The organism is Pseudomonas putida NBRC 14164 (assembly GCF_000412675.1).
GTDB classification, from domain to species: Bacteria; Pseudomonadota; Gammaproteobacteria; order Pseudomonadales; family Pseudomonadaceae; genus Aquipseudomonas; species Aquipseudomonas putida.
The window spans coordinates 3748586-3769011 of sequence record NC_021505.1 but is presented as its reverse complement, the minus strand read 5'-3'; the positions used below and the strand labels follow the sequence as shown (position 1 = coordinate 3769011).

Annotated in this window: 15 protein-coding genes; 7 read left to right on the top strand and 8 right to left on the bottom strand. The window is 62.1% G+C overall.

The genetic code is table 11. The features are described from left to right. Nucleotides 1–291 precede the first annotated feature (291 nt). Nucleotides 292–1350 (top strand): sigma-54 interaction domain-containing protein, encoded by a 1059-nt coding sequence (locus PP4_RS16650; protein WP_016500368.1) that lies wholly within the window; start codon nt 292–294, stop codon nt 1348–1350. 143 nt (nt 1351–1493) lie between these two features. On the opposite strand, the gene ttdB is transcribed toward PP4_RS16650, so the two are convergent. The 3 genes from ttdB to PP4_RS16635 are packed head-to-tail and all read right to left on the bottom strand — an operon-like array spanning nt 1494 to nt 4383. Beyond that, nucleotides 1494–2102 (bottom strand): L(+)-tartrate dehydratase subunit beta, encoded by a 609-nt coding sequence (ttdB, locus tag PP4_RS16645; RefSeq protein WP_003259286.1) that lies wholly within the window; start codon nt 2100–2102, stop codon nt 1494–1496. Then, nucleotides 2099–2998, bottom strand: a complete 900-nt coding sequence (gene ttdA / locus PP4_RS16640; protein WP_016500367.1) for a L(+)-tartrate dehydratase subunit alpha — start codon at nt 2996–2998, stop codon at nt 2099–2101. Before ttdA ends, ttdB begins: the two co-directional genes overlap by 4 nt. A 53-nt stretch (nt 2999–3051) precedes the next feature. After that, on the bottom strand, nt 3052–4383 hold the full coding sequence (locus PP4_RS16635) for a dicarboxylate/amino acid:cation symporter (RefSeq protein WP_016500366.1): 1332 nt from the start codon (nt 4381–4383) through the stop codon (nt 3052–3054). Between the two features lie 194 nt (nt 4384–4577). Between PP4_RS16635 and PP4_RS16630 the strand changes: the two genes are divergently transcribed. The 6 genes from PP4_RS16630 to PP4_RS16605 all read left to right on the top strand — a co-directional run bounded on the left by PP4_RS16630 (nt 4578) and on the right by PP4_RS16605 (nt 12352). Further along, nucleotides 4578–5489 carry a LysR substrate-binding domain-containing protein gene (locus PP4_RS16630; protein WP_016500365.1) on the top strand — a complete coding sequence of 304 codons (912 nt, stop codon included), beginning with the start codon at nt 4578–4580 and terminating at the stop codon, nt 5487–5489. Between the two features lie 152 nt (nt 5490–5641). Further along, nucleotides 5642–6151 carry a sigma-70 family RNA polymerase sigma factor gene (locus tag PP4_RS16625; RefSeq protein ID WP_041167783.1) on the top strand — a complete coding sequence of 170 codons (510 nt, stop codon included), beginning with the start codon at nt 5642–5644 and terminating at the stop codon, nt 6149–6151. A gap of 3 nt (nt 6152–6154) precedes the next feature. Next, a complete protein-coding gene (locus tag PP4_RS16620; RefSeq protein WP_016500363.1) occupies nt 6155–7102 on the top strand; it encodes a FecR domain-containing protein in 948 nt (315 codons plus the stop codon). A gap of 288 nt (nt 7103–7390) precedes the next feature. Then, complete coding sequence (locus PP4_RS16615) at nt 7391–9877, top strand: TonB-dependent siderophore receptor (RefSeq protein ID WP_016500362.1); 2487 nt, start codon at nt 7391–7393, stop codon at nt 9875–9877. Between the two features lie 59 nt (nt 9878–9936). After that, complete coding sequence (locus PP4_RS16610) at nt 9937–10422, top strand: isochorismatase family cysteine hydrolase (protein ID WP_016500361.1); 486 nt, start codon at nt 9937–9939, stop codon at nt 10420–10422. A gap of 79 nt (nt 10423–10501) precedes the next feature. Next, complete coding sequence (locus tag PP4_RS16605) at nt 10502–12352, top strand: DUF3857 domain-containing transglutaminase family protein (RefSeq protein WP_016500360.1); 1851 nt, start codon at nt 10502–10504, stop codon at nt 12350–12352. Between the two features lie 158 nt (nt 12353–12510). Here PP4_RS16605 and PP4_RS16600 read toward each other — a convergent pair whose 3' ends face one another. From PP4_RS16600 to PP4_RS16580, 5 genes are all read right to left on the bottom strand, one after another. Then, nucleotides 12511–14961, bottom strand: coding sequence for a TonB-dependent siderophore receptor (locus tag PP4_RS16600; protein ID WP_016500359.1), 2451 nt, complete (start codon nt 14959–14961; stop codon nt 12511–12513). 85 nt (nt 14962–15046) lie between these two features. Next, nucleotides 15047–15994: a FecR domain-containing protein gene (locus tag PP4_RS16595; protein WP_016500358.1), complete on the bottom strand. Its 948-nt coding sequence runs from the start codon at nt 15992–15994 to the stop codon at nt 15047–15049. 2 nt (nt 15995–15996) lie between these two features. Further along, nucleotides 15997–16527 (bottom strand): sigma-70 family RNA polymerase sigma factor, encoded by a 531-nt coding sequence (locus tag PP4_RS16590; RefSeq protein ID WP_016500357.1) that lies wholly within the window; start codon nt 16525–16527, stop codon nt 15997–15999. Nucleotides 16528–16624: 97 nt separating this feature from the next. Continuing rightward, nucleotides 16625–19396 (bottom strand): amino acid adenylation domain-containing protein, encoded by a 2772-nt coding sequence (locus PP4_RS16585; RefSeq protein ID WP_016500356.1) that lies wholly within the window; start codon nt 19394–19396, stop codon nt 16625–16627. Nucleotides 19397–19654: 258 nt separating this feature from the next. Further along, nucleotides 19655–20353 carry a pirin family protein gene (locus tag PP4_RS16580; protein WP_016500355.1) on the bottom strand — a complete coding sequence of 233 codons (699 nt, stop codon included), beginning with the start codon at nt 20351–20353 and terminating at the stop codon, nt 19655–19657. Between the last annotated feature and the right edge of the window lie 73 nt (nt 20354–20426).

Sequence of the window (20426 nt, the reverse complement as noted above, 5' to 3'; positions counted from 1 at the left end):
GCAGCTCCAGGCAAAGGTTCTACAGGCCAGGAGCGAAATGCATGCCAGCATGCCTTAAATTGGCTGAAGTCCCCTATTTACAAGGCCTCCAGCCATGAACACGTTGGCGTGCGAGTAAAGGTCTGCTGATCGGCGGGCAGGGGAGTGCTGCCGGGTTGCTGCTGTGGCAGCAATGGGTTGTTGAAAATTTCAATATTCTTAATTCGAATATCTAAATATTAATTAATAATTTTTTGATCTAATTTGTTTCATGCACTATTGGCCTGCGCGTCAACTGCCAGGAATGCCCCTATGTCGCTGATCACCCACCCCAATGCCCGCGAGCTGACCAAGTCGGTACGTGCCACCGTGCTCGTGTTCAAGGACCCGCGCTCCCAGGAACTGCTCAGCCGCATCGAGCGCCTGGCGCCCAGCGAGGCCAATACCCTGATCATCGGCGAAACCGGCACCGGCAAGGAGCTGGTTGCGCGTCATATTCACCACCTCAGCCGCCGTGGGCGTGAACCCTTCGTGGCCGTGAACTGCGGTGCCTTTGCCGAAACCCTGGTGGAGAGCGAGCTGTTCGGCCACGAGAAAGGCGCGTTTACAGGCGCCACCAGCAACAAGGCCGGCTGGTTCGAAGCGGCCAATGGCGGCACGCTGTTCCTTGATGAGATCGGCGACCTGCCGCTGAACATGCAGGTGAAGTTGCTGCGGGTGCTGCAGGAGCGTGAAGTGGTGCGCCTCGGCTCACGTACGCCGATCCCGATCAACGTGCGGCTGGTGGCGGCGACCAACGTCAACCTGGCCGATGCGGTGGTGGCGGGGCACTTTCGTGAAGACCTGTTCTACCGCTTGCATGTGGCGACGATTCGCTTGCCGCCGCTGCGCGAGCGGCCGGGGGACATCCTGCCGCTGGCGGAATTCTTCATCGAGGAACATTGCCGACGCCTGGGTTACGAGCGTGCTTCGTTGAGCCCGGATGCCGAACGTAAATTGCTGGCGCATAGTTGGCCGGGCAACATCCGCGAGCTGGAGAATGCCATTCACCATGCGTTGCTGGTGTGCCGGTATCAGGTGGTGGCGCCAGCGGACCTGCACCTGGTCGATATGCGGCCACAGGTGTCGGCGCCGGTTGCGCATGCGTATCTGCCTGCAGCGGGCGCAGCACCGCCTGACCTGGAAAGCGCGTTGCTGGCGCTGTTCGAGCAGAATGTGCCGAATTTGTATGAGCACATCGAGGAGACGGTGTTCAGGGCGGCGTATCGGTATTGCCACGGCAACCAGTTGCAGACAGGGCGGTTGCTTAACATCAGCCGCAACATCGTGCGGGCGCGGCTGGAGAAGATTGGCGAACTGTCGAAGGCTTGATTTGCTTGTCTTGGGGCTGCTTCGCGGCCCATCGCCGGCAAGCCAGGCTCCCACAGGGACTGCATATGCCCTGAGGCTCATACGATCGGGGTGGGAGCTGGCTTGCCGGCGATGGGCCGCACAGCGGCCCGAAAGTGGCTTGGTTATTTGATGAAGCGCACCTGGCTGTTGATCTTCTCGATCACTGCCCCTTTACGTTCGTTGAAGCGGGCCTTGTTCTGCTCGAACAGGTTGTTGCCCTTGGTATCGATGGAGATGATCAGCGGCCCGAACTCGCGAACACGGTTCACCCAAAGGGTCTCCGGCATGCCCAGGTCCTGCCACTCCGCACGCTCTATCTCTTCCACCTGGGTTGCAGCCAGCACTGCGCAACCGCCCGGGAACACCGCATGCACCGCCTTGTTTTCCAGGCAGCCGGTGGTGGTTTCCGGCCCCATGCCACCTTTGCCGACAATCAGCTTCACACCGGTCTGCTCGATGAACTGCTTCTCGAACTTTTCCATGCGCATGCTGGTGGTCGGGCCAATGGAAACCATCTCGAAGCTGCCATCATCCTTCTTCCTGACGATGGGGCCTGCATGGAAAATCGCACCGCCACGCAGGTCAACCGGCAGTTCGCGGCCCAATTCGATGAGGCGCCGGTGTGCCACGTCACGGCAGGTCACCAGTTGGCCGGTGAGGTAGACGACGTCACCGACGTTGAGGTTGGCCAGGTCTTCGTCGCTGATCGGTGTGCTCAGGATCTTTTTCACAGTACTACCCCTTCGTGCGAGAGGATGTCGTAGGTCAGGTCGGCGTTGATGCGGATCTTGCCGCGGCGGTGCGCCCAGCAACCGGTGGACACTGCCACGCCGATGGTGGAGGGGTGGCGGGCCGAGGACTCGATGTTCACGCCCATTACGCTGCTGTTGCCGGTGAGCCCCTGCGGGCCGATGCCGATTTCGTTCAGCCCGTCCTCCAGCAGCTTTTCCATCATTGCTGCGCTTTCGTTGGGGTGGCTGGAGTCCACCTCGCGCAGGATGGCCTTCTTCGACAGGCGTGCTGCTGTCTCTACCGAGGTCGAAACCCCTACCCCCACCAGCAACGGCGGGCAGGCGTTGACCCCGCGAGAGGTAATCACATCGAAAACGAACTCGGTCACCCCTTCATAGCCTTGCCCCGGCATCAGCACCTTGGCCGAACCTGGCAAGGTGCAGCCGCCACCGGCCATGTACACATCGACGATGGCGTAGTCGGCATCGGGGATGATTTCCCAGTCCAGCCACGGGATTTTCGAGCCCGTGTTGGTGCCGGTGTTCTTCTCGATGAAGGTTTCCACCGCGTTGTGGCGCAACGGCCCCTGGATGGTGGCTTCCTTGGTGGCGTTTTCGAGGATGCTTTCCATCTCACCCAGCAGCGGGAAGCGCGCCCCGGCCGAGACGAAGTACTGGATCACGCCGGTATCCTGGCAACTGGGCCGGTTGAGCTTGTCGGCGTACTCCTGGTTGTCGGCCATCGAGTCGTACACGGCGATGGCCAGCGGGTTGGTTTCGGCGGCGCGCAACTTGGCGGTCTTTTCCTTCACGTCTTTGGGCAGGCGTTTGCCGATATAGGCGGTGAACTTGGCCATCACGTCGGTAAGCGATGACACGGCGGTTTCTTTGTCCATGATTATTTCCTCACTGCATCACAAGGCGGGTTCTTTTTGCTGTTATCGAAAGGTCAGGGTGTGGGCGTGCCGGCCTCCAGTTGTGCAAGGGCAGGGCGGGTATCGGTGGGTTGTGGTTCTGCCGGTAGCTGGCCGTCCAGGGCCTGGGCCATGCGTTGCTTGTCCAGTGCACCGACCCAGTTGGCGATAGCCACGGTGCCGACGGCATTGCCAATGGTGTTGGTGATGGCGCGGGCTTCGGACATGAAGCGGTCCACGCCCAGCAGCAGCACCATGCCGGCCACCGGGATGTTGTCCATGGTCGCCAGGGTTGCGGCCAGGGTGATGAAGCCCGAACCGGTCACCCCTGCGGAGCCCTTGGAGGTGAGCAGCAGCACACCGAGCACGAGCAGTTGGTCCATCAGGGTCAACGGGGTGTTGGTGGCCTGGGCGATGAAGATGGCGGCCATGGTGTAGTAGATGCACTGGCCATCCGGGTTGAAGGTAAGGCCCGAGGGGATCACCAGGCCCACCACCGGTTTGGACACGCCGACCTTTTCCAGCTTGTTCATCAGTTGTGGCACCACCGATTCGGACGAGCTGGTGCCCAGCACCGTGAACAGCTCTTCCTTCAGGTACTTGAGGAACTTCCACAAGTTGAAGCCGGACAACCTGGCAATGGTGCCCAGCACGATCACCACGAACAGGAAGCAGGTCAGGTACATGGTTGCCATCAGCTTGCCCAACGACACGATGGAGCCCAGGCCGTATTTGCCGACGGTGAAGGCCATGGCGCCGCAGGCGGCCAGCGGGGCTACACGCATGATCATGCCGACGATGAAGAACATACCGTGCGAGAACGCCTCCAGCACATCCACCATGGGCTTGCCACGAGGGCCGAGGTGCGAGAGGGCGATGCCGAACAGGGTGCTGAACAGCAGGATCGGCAGGATTTCGTTCTTGGCGAAGGCGTCGGTCACGCTACCGGGTATCACATGCAGCATGAAGTCGATGAAGCCGCCGCTGTTCCCGGCTGCGGCAGCGGTGTAGGTCGAGATGCTCTTGGCGTCGAGGGTGGCAGGGTCGACGTTCATGCCTTGGCCGGGCTGTACGATGTTGACCACCACCAACCCCAGTACCAGGGCAAAGGTGGACAGCACTTCGAAGTAGATCAGCGCGCGCACACCCACGCGGCCGAGTTCCTTCATGTTTTCCATCTTGGCGATGCCCAGCACCACTGTGGCGAAGATGATGGGGGCGAAGACCATCTTGATCAGTTTGATGAAGGCGTCGCCGATGGGCTTCAAGTCTGCGCCCACCTGGGGCCAGAACACCCCGATCAGCACCCCGAGGGTTACGCCGATCAATACCTGTACGTAAAGCTTGCCGAACAATCGCTTGGCCATTGCCGTCTCCGAATTATTGTTGTGAGTCGGATTTATCTGGCGGCCGGGCTGATCGTGGGGTGCAGGTCACACCTGGCCTTGGCGGCCGAAAAGCCCAGCTTCTTTGTGGTTAATCACGCAGGGCAAAAGGTAATGGTTTTTCAAACATGCTGTAATACAATGAAATTCAACTCATTGTTTCCCTCAGGTTAATTATGAATCCGGTATCGGAGCTGGCGTTCTTCACCCAACTGATCAGGGTGGGCAGCCTGGCGGGTACTGCGCGCGAACTGAACCTGACACCGCCCGCAGTCTCCAAGCGCCTGGCGCAGCTGGAACAGCGCCTGGGTGTGCGCCTGCTTAACCGCACAACACGCAGCATCAGCCTTACCGCCGAGGGCGAGACCTACCTGGTGAATGCCCGGCGGATACTGGGTGAGATCGAGGAAATGGAGCGCCAGGTGTCCAGCAGCCGTGCCGAGCCCAAGGGCCTGCTACGGGTCAATGCGCCGCTGGGTTTTGGTCGTACGCATGTGGGGCCGGCAGTGTCGTCGTTTGCCAGGCGCTACCCCGAGGTGGAGGTGCAGTTGCACCTCACCGACCGCCCAATCGCCCTGCCGAACGACGCTATCGATGTGGCCATCCGCTTTGGTGAGCTGCCTGATTCGCGTCTGATCGCGCGCAAGATCGCTGCCAACCGCCGCCGGTTGTGCGCGGCGCCCGGTTACCTGGAGGCCCACGGCACCCCAGAAGCGCCAAAAGACCTGGCCAGCCACAACTGCATCGTGTTGCGCCAGAACGATGCCGCGTTCGGCATCTGGCGGCTCAGCCGTGGCAAGCAGAGCGAGTCGGTGAAAGTGCGCGGCAGCCTGAGCACAAACGATGGCGAGGTCGCCCTGAACTGGGCCCTCGATGGGCAAGGCATCCTGATGCGGGCCGAGTGGAACCTGGCTGACCACCTGCGCAGTGGGCGGCTGGTGGAAGTGCTGGGTGACTACCACACCCCGCCCGCGGACATTTATGCGGTGTACCTGGAGCGCCTGAACCTGTCGGCCAAGGTGTCGTGCTTCGTTGAGCACTTGAGAACGTTCTTCCGACAGGGAGAAACTCTGGCTGCGTGGCAGTGAGCCGATTTGCCGATGGCGTGTGGTCGGCTCAGCATACCAAGGCTTGCCGAAAACCTTGGTTTCCCATGACCGCTGCGCAAAGCAATTGCGAAATCCGGTCAGACTCGGGTTAAATGAGAGTCATTATTAAAGACGCTCTGATCGGTTCTACCATGTCCTATGCTGACCCTTCCCTGCAAAAAGCCGTGCACACGCTCTACGAGGACCATCATTCCTGGCTGTGCGGCTGGCTGCGCAGCAAGCTCGGGTGCATGGAGCATGCGGCCGACCTGGCCCAGGACACGTTCATACGGGTGCTGACCCTGCGCAAGGCCGCGGAGCTGCAACAGCCACGGGCTTATCTGAGCAGCGTGGCCCGCAGCCTGATGATCGACATGTTCCGGCGCCGTGCCGTGGAGCAGGCCTACCTGGAAACCCTCGCGGCACGGCCCGAGCAGGTAGAGGTTTCGCCCGAGGCGCGCCTGCTGATCATCGAGACCCTGCTGGAAATTGATCGGCTCCTCGACGGCTTGGGCACGCGTACCCGCGAGATCTTCCTCATGGCCCAGCTCGATGGCCTGAGCTATGTGGAAATCGCGCGGCGCCTGGATGTTTCGCTCACTACCGTCAAAAAGCATGCAGTGCGGGCGCTGACCCATTGCCTGATGCTGGCCGAGGCGTGAACGATGGCGGGGGCTGAACCGTTGGACCGCAATACCCTGGAGGCTGCCGCACGCTGGTATGTCGAGCTGCGCTGCCAAGCGGATGACAGCACGCGAGCGGCGCATCAGCGCTGGTTGTTGAGTGACCCGCGACACCTGCAGGCCTGGGAGCGCCTGGCACGTTTGCAGGGCAAGCTGGCGCAGGTCACACCCGGTATTGCACGGCCAACGTTAAGCAGCGCCAGGGCCAAGCGGCGTGAGGTACTCAAGGTGCTGTCGGTGCTGCTGGTCGCGGGCGCGACAGGGGGTGTGGTGCTACGTGATGGCGGAGTTGCGCGGTTGATGGCCGACGTGCGCACAGGCGTTGGCGAGCAGCGTTCGTTGCGGCTGGACGATGGCAGCCAGTTGCAATTGAACACCGACACTGCTGTTGATATTCGCTACGACGGCCAGTGGCGCGCACTTGAGTTGCTTAAAGGGGAGATCCTGGTGCAGACCGCATCGGATGCATTATCCCGCCCGTTCATCGTGCATACCGGCCAGGGGAGTGTCCGCGCACTGGGTACGCGTTTTATCGTGCGCTGCGACGCCGACGTTACTCGGGTGTGCGTGCTGCAGCATGCGGTGCAAGTGCGCAGTGCACAGAGCTTGGCGGCTGTGCGGGTAGAGGCCGGGCAACAGTTGCAATTCAGTACCGAAAAGATGGGCAACGTGACACCGCTAGCGGTGATGGCAGACGCCTGGTCCCGCGAGATGTTGATCGTGGATGACTGGCGCCTCGCTGATGTCGTGAGCGAGCTGCAGCGGTATCGGCCCGGGTACCTGGGCTGCGATGAGGCCGTGGGCGGGTTGCGACTGTCCGGGGCGTTTCACTTGGGCGACATCGATATCGTCCTGGAAAACCTGACCACCACGCTGCCTGTGCGCATTCGTCGCTTCAGCCGCTACTGGACGCGCGTCGAGGCTGCCTGAAGCCTGATGCCGGTAGTTGAGCATCTTAGGGCTGCTGCGCAGCCCATCGCCGGCCAGCCGGGCTCCCACAGGTACAGTGCAATGCTTGAGGGCTGCTCCGTACCTTTGGGAGCCCGGCTTGCCGGCGATGGGCCGCAACGCGGCCCCAAAATGCTTGATTGAGTGTCATGGCCTGAAGGCCGGCGATTTTTTTGCCTGGGGGGTTATCGATTGTCGTTCTCGTTCGACTTGTAGGTAGACGCGCACCAAGCGCAATGAAAAAACTGCCGCAGGGCGAAAGGAAACCGCATGCTCGCTGTCAACGATTGCAACCGCATCTTCTTGATCAACTCGACCAAAACCAGACTGGCGCGTGCAGTGCATCGCGCATTGTTCAGTGTGGTGCTGGCCGCGCCATTGGCAACGGTGATGGTCGTCAGCCCTGCGGTTGCGCAAAGCCAGGCTGAAGCTTCGTTTGACATCGCCGCCGGCCCGCTGGCCACGGCGCTTACCCAATTTGCTTCGGCAGCGGGGGTAACGGTGTCCTTTGAACCGTCTTCGGTGCAGGCGCTGAAGTCGCCCGGCCTGCATGGCCGCTACAGCCCCGATGCCGGGCTGCGTCAGTTGCTGGCGGGTAACCGGTTGCAGGTGTTGAAGCAGGCCAATGGCAGCTACTCGCTGCTGCCCATGGTCGGTGACGATTCGACCCTGCAGCTTGATACCACCAGCGTGACCGGCGCGGCCTTGGAGTCCGCCTATGGGCCGGTGAATGGCTACGTTGCCAGCCGCAGTGCCACCGGCACCAAGACTGACACGCCCATCCTGGAGATCCCCCAGGCCATCAACGTGGTCACCGCCGACCAGGTGCAGGCCCAAGGCGCGCGCAACCTGACCCAGGCGCTGCGCTACACCCCGGGCCTGGCCACCGGTGGCTTTACCGATCGCAACAGCATTGCCGACGAAATCACCAGCCGCGGGTTTGCCCCGACCCCGCTCTACCTGGACGGCGCGTACCTGCCGTATGCCGGTAGCCTTGGGGGCGCACCTCAGATCGACCCCTACACGCTGGAGCGTATCGAAGTGCTCAAAGGCCCTTCTTCGGTGCTGTACGGGCAAAACCAGCCGGGCGGGCTGATCAACATGGTCTCCAAGCGACCCACCCGCGAGCAGCGTAACCAGGTGAAGCTTGGCGCTGGCAGCTACAACCGGGTCAACGGTGCCTTCGATACCAGCGGCCCGCTGGACGAGCAGAAGGCGTTTACCTATCGCCTGGTCGGCGTCGCCGACAAAGGCAACGAGATGGTCGCTCACTCGCACAGCGAGCGCTTGTTGCTGGCGCCGAGCCTGACCTGGGCGCCAAATGAAGACACGTCCCTGACGCTGCTCGCCCAAATCCAGCGTGATGATGGCCTGCCCGATTATCAGACGTTGCCGATGATCGGCTCGCTCAAGCGTGGCCCGACAGGCCAGCATATCGACCGAGACTTCTTTTCGGGGGACTCGCGGTACAACGATTACAAGCGCAACCAGTACATTTTTGGCTATGACTTCAGCCACCGTTTCAACGAAGACCTGGCCTGGCGCTCAACGGCGCGATACACCGATGTGCGCGACCGCTACAGAGGCTTCTACCTGCGCAGCTTTGTGACGGATGGCGATGTGGTCGACTACACCCGCGCCAACCGGGTCAAGCTTGACTGGCGCCAGCACAACATCGCCTACACCATCGATAACAACCTGGAGTACACCTTTGACACGGGCGCACTGCGGCACACCTTGCTGGCCGGCGCGGACTACCGTCACTTCTCGCGCAAGTACGATGGTTACAACGCCTACAACGTGTTGCCGGTCGACCTGTATGGCAAGAACAACTACCCCACCAGCAACGTAACGCCGGTGCTGGATACCCGTTGGGACAACACCCTGCGCCAGACGGGGCTGTACGTGCAGGACCAGATCAAGCTGGACAACTGGATCCTGACGGTAGGCGGGCGCCAGGACTGGGCGGAAGTCGACAACAAGGATCTGCTGGCGCACAGCATTGCCTCCCAACGCGACACCAAGTTCACCGGGCGCATCGGCCTTACCTATGTCACCGAGTTTGGCCTGGCGCCGTATGTCAGCTATTCCCAGTCGTTCTTGCCAACCGTGGGCACGGCAGCGCCCGAGCGCGGTGGCAAGGCGTTCGAGCCAAGCGAAGGCGAGCAATACGAGGTGGGGCTGAAGTACCAGCCTGTCGACGGTACCTTGTTCACGGCTTCGGTGTTCCAGGTGAAACAGAAGAACATGCTGACCGGCGATACCGAGTACCCGCAGTACCAGACGCAAAATGGCGAGGTGCGCTCGCGTGGTGTGGAGCTGGAGCTCAAATCCAGCATCGAGAATGTCGATGTACTGGCCGCGGCCACCTACATCGACTCGTTCTATACCAAAAGCACCTATGGCGACCAGGGCAACCGGAATGAGGCGCAGGCCCCGGTGTCTGCCACATTGTGGGTGGATTACCACTTCACCCAGGCCACTCTCAATGGCCTGACGTTTGGCGCCGGCGCACGTTACACCGGCCGCAAGCAGGGTAACTCGGCCAATACCTTCGAAGTACCGGCTTATGCCGTGTATGACGCCACCGTCAGCTACGATCTTGCCAAACTCGACCCAAGCCTGCGCGGCCTGCAGGCCAGCGTGAATGTGCAAAACATCTTCGATCGCGAGTACGTATCCGACTGCAACTATGCGTTCGGCTGCTATTACGGACAGGAGCGGGTTGCGTCGGTAGAGATGACCTACGACTGGTGATCAAGCCCCCGCGCCACGCGGTATACTCCGCGCCATTTTGCCAATGGCGGGAGAACGCTATGCGCCAGGTTTTGCTCATCGTCGATGTCCAGTCCACCTTCAGCCCGCCCGAGTGGCTGGTCGATGGCTTGCGGCGGTTGTCAGCGAACATTCCTACCATTGCCTCGGTCGAGTTGCACGACGAACAGGTCACGCCGTTCGAGCGGCAGCTCGGCTGGCACCCGGCGGCCGAGGACGAAAGCCTGGTCGAGGCCGACCAGGTGTTCATCAAGCATGGCTACGGGCAGAGCGCCGAAGCCATCGAGTACATCAGGCAACTGGGTGTGGAGCGGGTGCTGGTGTGTGGGCTGCAGACCGAAACCTGTGTGCTGGCCGCTGGCTTTGCCCTGTTCGATGCGGGGCTGACGCCCACCCTGGTGACGGACATGACGGTAGGGTCTTCGCTGGACCGGTCCGCCAAGCTGGGTATCGAACTGTGGCAGCATCACTTCCGCCAGGTCACGACCTCGGCTGAAGTGCTGGCCGAACTGGCGGGACAACGCTAAAGACTATTGTCACTTTGCCATCATGCGGCGCCAATGCGTATCATTGTCGATTGCATTCCGCTGATCGAGAAGGATCTCCATGCTTAAAAAGCCATACCTGGCAGCTGTTCTGCTGCCTGTCACAATGCTCTGGGCGGGCCTTGCCCACGCCTTTACCGATGGTATCGACCGTTCAATCACCCTGGAAAAGGTCGCGCAGACGTTCGTCGTGCAGAAGGACGGCAGCTTCCGTCTTGATGTCGACAGCGTCATGCTGATCAACGAAGAACGCGCCATCAAGACCAATGCCCAGCACCCGATAAGCTACAACCGTTCGCTGGAGACGCTGGAGGTGGTCGAGGCCTACACGCAAAAGCCCGACGGCCGCAAAGTGCAGGTGGATGCCGCGCACATCAAGGAGCAGCAGGAGCAGGCTTCTGCGCAGGCGCCGATGTTCCAGGACTCGGTCAACAAGGTGGTCATCTTCCCCGAGGTTGCGGTGGGGGACCGGCTGGTGCTGCGTTATCAACGTAACCGCGCTACGCCGCTTTTCCCTGGGCAGTTCGAAGACATCACCGTGCCGCAGTTCTACCCGGTCGGGCAGTTTTCGCTGACCTACGACCTGCCCCAGGGCATGCCGCTGCAGGCCGATGCCCGTGGTTTCAAGGCGTCGTCACCCGCCAGCGGGGAAGGGCGCACGGTGTATCGCTGGGACTATGTACCGGCGGCGCGGGCGCGGATCGAGACAGGTGCAGTGTCGTACCTGGACTACGGCCACTACCTGGCGGTTTCGACGTTCTCCGGCTTCAAGGACTTCGCCCAGGCCTACCAGGCCAGGGCCACGGTCGAGGTCACTCCGCAGATCAGTGAACTGGCGAAGCGCCTGACGGCCGGCTTGCCCACCGCGCGGGAAAAGGCGCTGACCCTCAGTGACTGGGTACGCGAGAACATCCGCTATGTGGCGGTGTACGTTGGCGCTGGCGGGGTGGTACCGCATGCCGCGCAAACCGTACTGGACAACCGCTACGGGGACTGCAAGGACCATGTTGCGCTGCTGGAGGCGCTGCTGGGCGCGGCAGGCATCAAGAGCACCCCGGCGCTGGTGAACCAGGGCACTGCCTATGTGTTCCCCAAAGTGCCGACCTTGGGTGTGCTGAACCATGTCATCACCTATGTGCCGGGCCTGGACTTGTACCTGGACTCGACTGACCCATCGGTTGCTGCCGGTTACCTGCCGTTGACCGTGCTGAACAAGCGAGTGCTGCTGACTGCCACTGGTGAGTTTGGCAAAACCCCGGCCATGCAACTGAACCAGGTTTCCAGTGACTTGCTGTTCAAGGTCAAGACCGATGGTGGTGCCGACTTCACCAATGTTTCGACGGTGAAGGGCTGGGCCAGCGAGATGAGCCGCTTCGGCTTGAAGTTGATGAAACCGGAAGACCGGGAAATGCTGGTCGAAAGGGTGCTGGCCGCCTATGGGCAGCGTGGCAGTGGTTCGATCAAGATCGAGCCGCCCACCGCCAACGGCGACTTTGTCAGCAATGTGGATGGGCACACGGAAAACCTGGTCAACCTGCCGGGGCCGGTGGGTGTGGCGACCCTTACCAGCCTGGCGGGCGGTATCTCGCAGAACGTCTACAGCTTCACCCTGGAGAAGGAACGCAGCCAGAGCTTCGTGTGCATTGGCAACGACACGGTGGAGACCTCGCGCTTCGAGTTCCCCGCCCAGGTCAACGTGCTGGCAATCCCGAAACCTGTGAAGCTGCATGACGGCAATGTCGACTACAGTGCGCGTTATTCCCAAGAGGGCAACGCAGTGTTGGTGGAGCGGCGTTTCAAGTTCAGCCACCCGGATGTAGTCTGCTCGCCGGAGGACTTTACGGCCATGAAACCGGCGCTGGAGGCAATGATCCGCGACCTGCAAAGCCAGATCATCGTGCAGGCAGGGTAGCTCTGACACCGGCCGGTCAAGCAATCAGGGCCGCTTTGCGGCCCATCGCCGGCAAGCCAGCTCCCACAGGCCCAGCGCAGGTCTCAAGTCCTGCGCGGTTCTTGTGGGAGCTGGCTTGCCGGCGATGAGGCCAGGACGGGCAGCACAAGGCAGTAGCTCTAGAAGTCCCAGCGCGTCGTCACCATCATGTTGCGTGGCTCGCCGTAGTACGTGGTATCGAAGTTGCCAAGCCCGGTCAGGTAGACCTTGTCGAACACGTTGTTGGCATTGACCGTGAAGCTCAGGTGCTCGCTGTACTGATAGCGGGCCATCAGGTCCACCAGGGTGTAGCCGCCTTGTTTGATGCGGGTGTAGTCGTTGGCGATCGGGCTGTAGATGTTGCCGTAGAAGCCGCTCTGCCAGCGCAGCCCACCGCCCACGGTCACCTGGTCGAATGCGCCAGGCAGGCGGTAGGTGTTGAACAGCCGCACTACGTGCTCAGGCTTGGTGGTTGCCAGAGGGAAGCCGAAAATCCGTTGGTCGTCGGCGTCGCGGGTACGGGCGTAGGTGTAGCCGGCGGTGACGTTCCAGCCGGGGGCCAGTTCGCCGGCCAGCTCCAGTTCGACGCCCTTGGTGGTGGCACCGTCGATGGCCTTGTAGATACCTTCGTTGGTCACCGGGTTGGTTCCGATGTTGGAGGCGACGTTGTCTTGCTCGATGCGGAAGAACGCCAGGGTGCCGTTCAGCCTGCCGTCGAACCAGGCAGCCTTCAGCCCGGCTTCATAGCCGTCACCTTCGACGGGGGCGAGGGTGGCGCCGTTGATGTCCTTGTAAACCTGCGGCTGATAGATCGACGTGTAGCTGGCATACACCGAGTAGGTGTCGTCCAGGTCATAGACCACGCCCGCATAAGGGGTGACCACACCGTGTTCCTTGTAGCTTGCGTGGGTGTCGCTCAACGAAGACGTTGGGTAATAGTCCTGATCATCGTTGTACTTGAAGGTGCTGACCCGGGTGCCGAGGATGAGCGAAAGCTTGTCGGTCGGCCTCAGGCGGGTGGCCACGTAGGCGCCGTTCTGGCTTTGCGTGGTGGTGTAGTCGCCGTTTTTCGGGAAGTTCTGTTCCGGCAGTTTGCCATTCCAGTCGAAGATGGAGCCGGGCACCATGGCGAACGCGCTGCCGTCGTAGGTATCGCCGGTCTGCTTCGAATGAGAGGTCATGAAGCCTGCCACCAGGTCGTTCTCGCGGCCGAACAGGGTGAACGGGCCGGAGACATTCACGTCTGCGGTGTTCTGCACGCGGTGACCCTCCCAGCGCCCCCAGTACAGGAACATGCCCTCGCCGGTCGCCGGGTCCGGGTTGCCGCCGCTGGCGGACGCCAGGCGCGTGTCATGATCGCTGATCATGTGGCTGAGGCTGAGCTTGACTTTCCAGTCGTTGGCCAGGGCCTGCTCCAGTGAGGTGAAGTAGGTGGTGGACTGGAAGTCGCGGCGGCTCCAGTCTGCCGCCGGGTTGTGCGAACGCGAGAAATCGGTGCGGCTGCCGTCGGAAAAGTAAGTCGGGTTACCTGTCCAGGACGACCCGCGCGGGGTGGTGGCCTGGTTGTCGATGCCGAAGGTGAGCAGGGTGTCTGGCGTCAGGTCGGCTTCAAGAATGCCGTAGTAGACATCCTTTTTCTGCTTGTAGTGGTCCAGGTACGACTTGCGGTCCTGGTAGGCACCCACCAGGCGGCCACGCACGCTACCGCTGTCGTTGAGCGAACCCGAAATATCACCTTCGGTACGGTAGTTGTCCCAGGACCCTGCACTGGCGGTGATCGACGCCTTGAAGTCTTGAGTGGGCTTCTTGCGCACCAGGTTGACCGTCGCAGAGGGGTCGCCAGAGCCGGTCATCAGGCCGGTCGCACCCTTGATGACTTCGATGCGGTCATAGGCGGCCATGTCGACGTGGGTCACGCCCTCATCGTAGACGCCGTCGTAGATGGTGTTGATGCCATCGTACTGGTAGTTGGTAATGGCAAACCCGCGGGCGGAGTACTCCATGCGTTCGCTGTCGTAAGCCTGAACCGAAACCCCGGGCGTGTTGCGCAGCACGTCGCCGATGTCTTGCGAGCCATGGTCGTCGATCACCTGGCGGGTGATCACGCTGACCGACTGCGGCGTTTCGCGCAGGGTCAGCGGCAGCTTGGTTGCGCTGGTAGAACCGCCGGTGGTGTAGGCGCCGGTACCCTCGGTGACGTTACCCAGCCCCAGGGCATCGACGCGGCTGGGGGCTAACTCCAAGGCATCGCCCTGTTGGGTGCTTGACAGCAGCGAATAGCGCCCGTCGCTTTCCCGGGTAGCCTGCAACCCGGTGCCACTGAGCAGAATCTGCAAGGCTTGGTCGACGTCATAGCGCCCCTCAAGCGCAGGCGAACGTTTACCGCGCGTCCAGTGGGTGTCGAACGACAGCACGATGCCAGACTCAGCAGCGAACTGGGTCAGCGTTTCGCCAAGGTCGCCCTGCGGCAGGTGGTAGTCATGGGCTTGCGCGGCGCTGGCAGCGCCAGGCCCCGCTAGCAGTGCAGTCAGTAACAGGCAGGTGCGCAGGCCTGGCGCAGTGAAAGGCCTGGGGTTGAAGCGGCAGGTCATCGTCGCGTTTCTCTGATAGGTAAAAGTCGGGATACCTATGAGTCGGATAACCCCTGGCAAAGTGATCAGGCGCCCAGCATTTTTTTTACGCCGCCGTGATGGTGACCCAGAAACGCGTACGCACCTGGACCTGCACCGGCAGTGACGTGGTCAGCGCGCGCAGGATCTGGTCGGTATCGTCGAGCCGGTAGGTGCCGCTAATGCGCAGGCCTGCCACGGCTGGCGTGCAGCGCAGCCAGCCCGGGCGGTAGCGTGAAAGGTTGCTGATGAACGCGTCGAGGCGCTGGTCATTGGCGATCAGCAACCCCCGGCCCCACGCATCTGCGGCCAAGGGGACGGTTTCCAGCGCGGCGAAGCCCTGGTCGTTGAACCGACAGCGCTCGCCGCTGTTTACCAGCAGGGTCTGGCCCGAGCTCAGGGTTACACGCGCCTGCCGGGCAAATACCTCCAGGCTGCTGCCGTCATCGAACAAACGCAGGGCGAAGCGGCTTTCGCCTGCCTCGACCGTGCCGTTTCGGGTGCTGACCGTGCAATGCTCGCGAGTTGGCACCGTGACCATGACTTCACCTTGGCGCAGCAGCAAGCGTGCAGGGCCGAGGCCGTCATCCACATCGACTGCAGAGGCGGTATTGAGCATCAACGCAGTGCCATTGCTCAGCATCAGCGAACGCTGTTCGCCCACGCCGGTGCGCACGTCTGCCAGCAGTGGAGACTGCTTGACCTCCCGGTATCCCCCCAGGCCCAGCGCGCCGCCGCCCAGCAGTATCAAGCCAGCCTTGACCACCCGCCGACGGCTAGCGTTGCGGCCGTGGGCTGCCAGCGCCAGTACGCGTGCAGACGCCGGGTTTTCGCTGGCTGCCATGCGCGTTTGCAGGCGCTCTGCCTGCTGCCAGGCCCAGGCATTGACCGGCGTCGCATTCAGCCACAGTTGCCAGGCCGAGTAATCACTGGCCTGCACCTCACCGCTGTTGAGCTGGCTGAACCAGTGCGCGGCCTGGCGCAATGAAGCCAGTTGCTCGGCATTCAGGTTCATGCTCAGTGACCATGCCCAAGGCTGTAGATCATGCAGTGCTCGGCCGCCTTGGCAATGTAGCGGCGCACACTGACTTCGGAAATACCCAGCTGGGTGGCGATGTGTTTGTAGGGCATGCCATCGATCTGCGAAAGCAAAAACGCTTCACGTACCTTGGGCCCGAGCGCGGCTAGCATGGCGTCGAGCTCGAACAAGGTTTGCAGCAACGCCACGCGTTGCTCAGGTGAGATGTCCAGTGCTTCGGGTTGCTCGGCGAGCACCTGTAGCCAGGCCCTTTCCAGGTGCAGCCGGCGTAGGTGATCGATCATCAGGCGGCGAGCGATGGTTGCCAGGTAGCCTTTGGGTTCGCGCACGGCGTCCAGCTTTGCGGCGGCGTCGGCTGCAGACATGACACGCACGAACACATCCTGGACAAGGTCTGCTGCCAGGTGGCTGCAGTTCACCCGCGGTTTCAGCCAGTTATGCAACCATTTGCTCTGGGCGCGGTATAGCTGGCTGACTTGAGAAGTAAAAGCTATATCCGGGATGCTCATCCATGCCGCCTGAAAATGTTTACAAATGTTAATGGTTCGCATTTTAGGCAGAGTATTTCAGGGTTTGCAATCACAGCGCCATTGCCGGCAAGTCAGCTCAAGCAGAGGTAGCACGCTCGGCCGCATCGGCTCCACGCGCCTGGTTTTGCTTGTTCCATCGCGTAAACAGCAGACGCAACAGGGTGTTCCAGCAGTAACCCACCAGTACCCCTCCGGCGAGTGCCAGGGCGACCTCGAACAGCGGATGCCTGAAAACATGGTCCGCCAGCGACTGGAACTGGAAATGCGTCAGGTAGATGAACAAGGTTGACGATGCAATGACCGCACCTCCCCGTGCAACCAGGGCGGGCACTGGCACCGAGCGGACCCAGATAAGGGCCAGCATCGCCGGCAGGGCGATATCGATATAACGCAAGAAAGCCTCCCAGCCAACGCCGGCAACCGCCATCAGGTCCAGCTCGCCGACCACCAGCACGGCCACCGCGCTGGCCACCCACTTGCGCGCGGTGGTATCGGCATGGTGCACGGCCATGCCCAGCACCATGACCGCCAGAAAGTGCTGCGGTACCCGGTTGAGCAGCGCACTGGCGTCGAACACGAAGCGGCTGAGCAGCACATCCAGCGCCACCAGCGCACAGGCCGCAATGATCAGGCAGCGGAACGGGTCGGCGAGGACGGCTTGGCGCACGCGCCTGATGGACAGCACCACACCGATGATCAGGATCATCTGTACCAGCACTTCGATGTACCAGTAATTGAACAGGCTGACCTCGCTGGCCGGGAACCAGTTGGACACCAGCAGCAGCGATTGCCAGTGCAACCGGTCGAACACCAGCTGGATCAGCGCGGTGTACAGCAGTGTGGGCACCACGATGGCCGTCAGCGACCTGAGCAGCGTGCGCGCATCGCCACGCTCTTCGATGGCTTTGAGCTGGAACCGCGCCAGGCTGATGCCGGAGACCAGGAACAGCACCGATGTTTCGCCGACGATCAACCAATGGTCGAACTCGCTCAGGTGGCCGACCACGATCAGGATGATGGCCAGCATCCGCACGAACACCGGCATCTCCATCACCCGCCACGCGCTTTTCGGGGGCGCATTCAGCTCGGCCAGCTGGCACACCGGCAGCGTTTCCCAGCGCTGTGGCAGGTGGCCGATCAGCTCCTCCAGCACCCGCGAGGCTTGCACGAACGACAGCGAGTCGCCGCCCAGTTCGACAAAGCTCAACCTGGCGTCCAGGCGCGGTACCTGGAGGATGCGCGCCCAGGCCGTGCTCAGTTTTTCCGCCAAGGGGGACAAGGGAAGGCTGGCGCTGTCGTCAAATGGCGCAGGCAAGGCGCGTTTGTCCACTTTGCCGTTAGGGGTGAGCGGCAGGGCCTCGAGGAACATGAACAGCGCTGGCACCATGTAGTCCGGCAGCTGGCCGGCGAGCGCCTGGCGCAGTTCATCGGCGCTGGTGGGCTTTTGACCAACGCAATAGGCCACCAGCCGGATCGACGCGCTGTCGTGGTTGGCCACGACCACGCATTGGCCGATGTGGGGGTGACGGGTGATGGCATTCTCGATTTCCGCCAGCTCGATGCGGTGGCCACGGATTTTCACCTGGCTGTCACCGCGCCCCAGGAAACTGGCGCTGCCATCGGCCAGGTAGGTGCCCAGGTCACCGGTGCGGTAACAGCGGTCGCCTGCGTCCCCGGTGAACGGGTTGACGATGAACTTGGCCTCGGTCAGCGCCGTGTCGCCCCAGTAACCCTGCGACAGATAGGGGCTGCGGATGAGGATTTCACCGGTTTCGCCCACGCTGACCAGCTGGTTGGCCGCGTTGACCACCAGCAACTGCGCATTGGCGATACCTTTGCCCAAGGGCACCCGTGAACTGTCCCCGTCAGGGGAGAGGGTATGGAAGGCCATGGCTTGTGGCGTTTCCGTGGTGCCATAGAAGTTGACACTGACAGCGCAGGGCGCAATGGCGCGGATCTGCTGGTACAGCGCCGGGCTGAGCGCATCGCCGCCCCAGAACAGGTAGCGCAGTTGATCGAGTACCTGGCCATTCATGTGTGCGCCGGTCTCGATCAGCTTGCCCAGCGGCGGGGTGAGGTGGATTACGCTCACGCCGTGCTGTTGAATCCAGGCTGCCAGCTGTGACGGGTCGGTCAGGGTCGGCTGGGCGGGGCAGGCGATGGTCGCGCCAATCGACAGGGGCGTGAACACGTCGCGGTACACCGGGTCGTGGCCCAGACCGGAAAGCAGGGAGAAAGTATCAGCCTGGGTAAAGCCATGCTGGCGCACATGCCAGTCGATGAAGTGCACCAGGGGCGCGTGGTGAGTAACGATACCCTTGGGTTCACCGGTGCTGCCCGAGGTGAAGGTGATGTACGCCGGTTGCTCGGGGTTGACGATGGGCAGCGCGACCTGTTGCCAGGGAAAAGCTTGCAGTGCCTCGGCGGGGGCTTCCGGCACCGTAACCACAATGGGACCGGAGACGTCGAGGGGGGCCTCGCCACAGCGCAGGACCACGGCAGGCGCCAGTGTACGGATGATCTGCCCGATGCGCACGGGAGGGTATGCAGCGTCGGCCACGGTAAAGGCCAGGCCGGCACGCAGGCAGCCGAGCATGGCGTACACCAGGGCGGCGCTGCGGCTGGCGACGATGACCACACGATCGGTACCACTGGCAGCGTTTTCTACCAGATACGCGGCAATGCCCTGGCTTATCTGCGCCAGTTGGGCATAGCTGCAGCTGCTGTGCCGGGCAAGGATGGCGGTGGCATCCGGGCAGCGGCCGGCCTGTTCGAGGAAGGCGTGGTGAATCGGCTGGTCGGCACGGTACTCCAGGCGCAGCGTTGGGTTCGGGCGCAGGTCCGGCATGATGGGTGAGGGCTCCGCATGAACGTTGGGGCTGGCTGGTAGCACAACGCTAGTGCAGGGTGGCCGATGGCGCCAATGTTCAGCGGGTTTGGGAGGTGCTTGTCGACAGTCGGGTGCGCAGCGCGCCGCTCTCGTGACACAAGGCGGCTCCCACAAATATGGCGTGGGCCCGGAACCTGTGCAGTCCCTGTGGGAGCTGGCTTGCCGGCGATGAGGCCAGTACAGGTATTGCAAGGCAGCCTGCACCGGCCCGATCCATCAGGCCACATCCACCAGCACGATCTCGCTGTCCTCGATGGCGGTCACCCGCAGCACGTCTTCCTGCTCGATCGCTACACCGTCCCGCGCCTTGGCCCGCAGCCCGTTGACGTCCACCAGCCCCTTGGCCGGCACCAGGTAACCCCTGCGGGCGGCATCGAAGCGGTACTCGGCGGTTTCACCTGCACGCAAGGTGGCGGCCACCAGGCGGGCATCGGTGCGAATCTGCAGGCTGTCTTCGTCACCGGCACGGCCGCTGGCCAGGGTCACGAAGCCTTCGCCACGTTCGCCTTTGGGAAACGGCCGGCTGCCCCACTGCGGTGCTTCACCCGTGCGCTCCGGCACGATCCAGATCTGGAAAATACGCGTATCTACGTCTTCCAGGTTGTACTCGCTGTGCACGATACCGATACCGGCGCTCATCACCTGCACGTCACCGGCTTCGGTACGGCCTTTGTTACCCAGGCTGTCCTGGTGGCTGATCGCGCCTTCACGCACATAGGTGATGATTTCCATGTCGCGGTGCGGGTGCGGCGGGAAGCCGTTGCCAGCCGCGATCAGGTCGTCGTTCCATACCCGCAGGTTGCCCCAGTGCATGCGCGTCGGGTCGTAGTATTCGGCGAATGAGAAATGGTGGTGGGCATCGAGCCAGCCGTGGTTGGCGTGGCCGAGACCTTCAAAGGGTCGCAGTTGCAGCATGGTCGTGCTCCTTGAATCAGTGGAATGACGCCATGATGCGCTAATGAAACATCGAAAATAAGCGTAAATATCG

What these genes read in the sequence shown, in the direction of transcription:
- PP4_RS16650 (WP_016500368.1), top strand. Translation starts at nt 292, where the DNA reads ATGTCGCTGATCACCCACCCCAATGCCCGCGAGCTGACCAAGTCGGTA.
- ttdA (WP_016500367.1), bottom strand. Translation starts at nt 2,998, where the DNA reads ATGGACAAAGAAACCGCCGTGTCATCGCTTACCGACGTGATGGCCAAG.
- PP4_RS16635 (WP_016500366.1), bottom strand. Translation starts at nt 4,383, where the DNA reads ATGGCCAAGCGATTGTTCGGCAAGCTTTACGTACAGGTATTGATCGGC.
- PP4_RS16630 (WP_016500365.1), top strand. Translation starts at nt 4,578, where the DNA reads ATGAATCCGGTATCGGAGCTGGCGTTCTTCACCCAACTGATCAGGGTG.
- PP4_RS16625 (WP_041167783.1), top strand. Translation starts at nt 5,642, where the DNA reads ATGTCCTATGCTGACCCTTCCCTGCAAAAAGCCGTGCACACGCTCTAC.
- PP4_RS16620 (WP_016500363.1), top strand. Translation starts at nt 6,155, where the DNA reads ATGGCGGGGGCTGAACCGTTGGACCGCAATACCCTGGAGGCTGCCGCA.
- PP4_RS16615 (WP_016500362.1), top strand. Translation starts at nt 7,391, where the DNA reads ATGCTCGCTGTCAACGATTGCAACCGCATCTTCTTGATCAACTCGACC.
- PP4_RS16610 (WP_016500361.1), top strand. Translation starts at nt 9,937, where the DNA reads ATGCGCCAGGTTTTGCTCATCGTCGATGTCCAGTCCACCTTCAGCCCG.
- PP4_RS16605 (WP_016500360.1), top strand. Translation starts at nt 10,502, where the DNA reads ATGCTTAAAAAGCCATACCTGGCAGCTGTTCTGCTGCCTGTCACAATG.
- PP4_RS16600 (WP_016500359.1), bottom strand. Translation starts at nt 14,961, where the DNA reads ATGACCTGCCGCTTCAACCCCAGGCCTTTCACTGCGCCAGGCCTGCGC.
- PP4_RS16595 (WP_016500358.1), bottom strand. Translation starts at nt 15,994, where the DNA reads ATGAACCTGAATGCCGAGCAACTGGCTTCATTGCGCCAGGCCGCGCAC.
- PP4_RS16590 (WP_016500357.1), bottom strand. Translation starts at nt 16,527, where the DNA reads ATGAGCATCCCGGATATAGCTTTTACTTCTCAAGTCAGCCAGCTATAC.
- PP4_RS16585 (WP_016500356.1), bottom strand. Translation starts at nt 19,396, where the DNA reads ATGCCGGACCTGCGCCCGAACCCAACGCTGCGCCTGGAGTACCGTGCC.
- PP4_RS16580 (WP_016500355.1), bottom strand. Translation starts at nt 20,353, where the DNA reads ATGCTGCAACTGCGACCCTTTGAAGGTCTCGGCCACGCCAACCACGGC.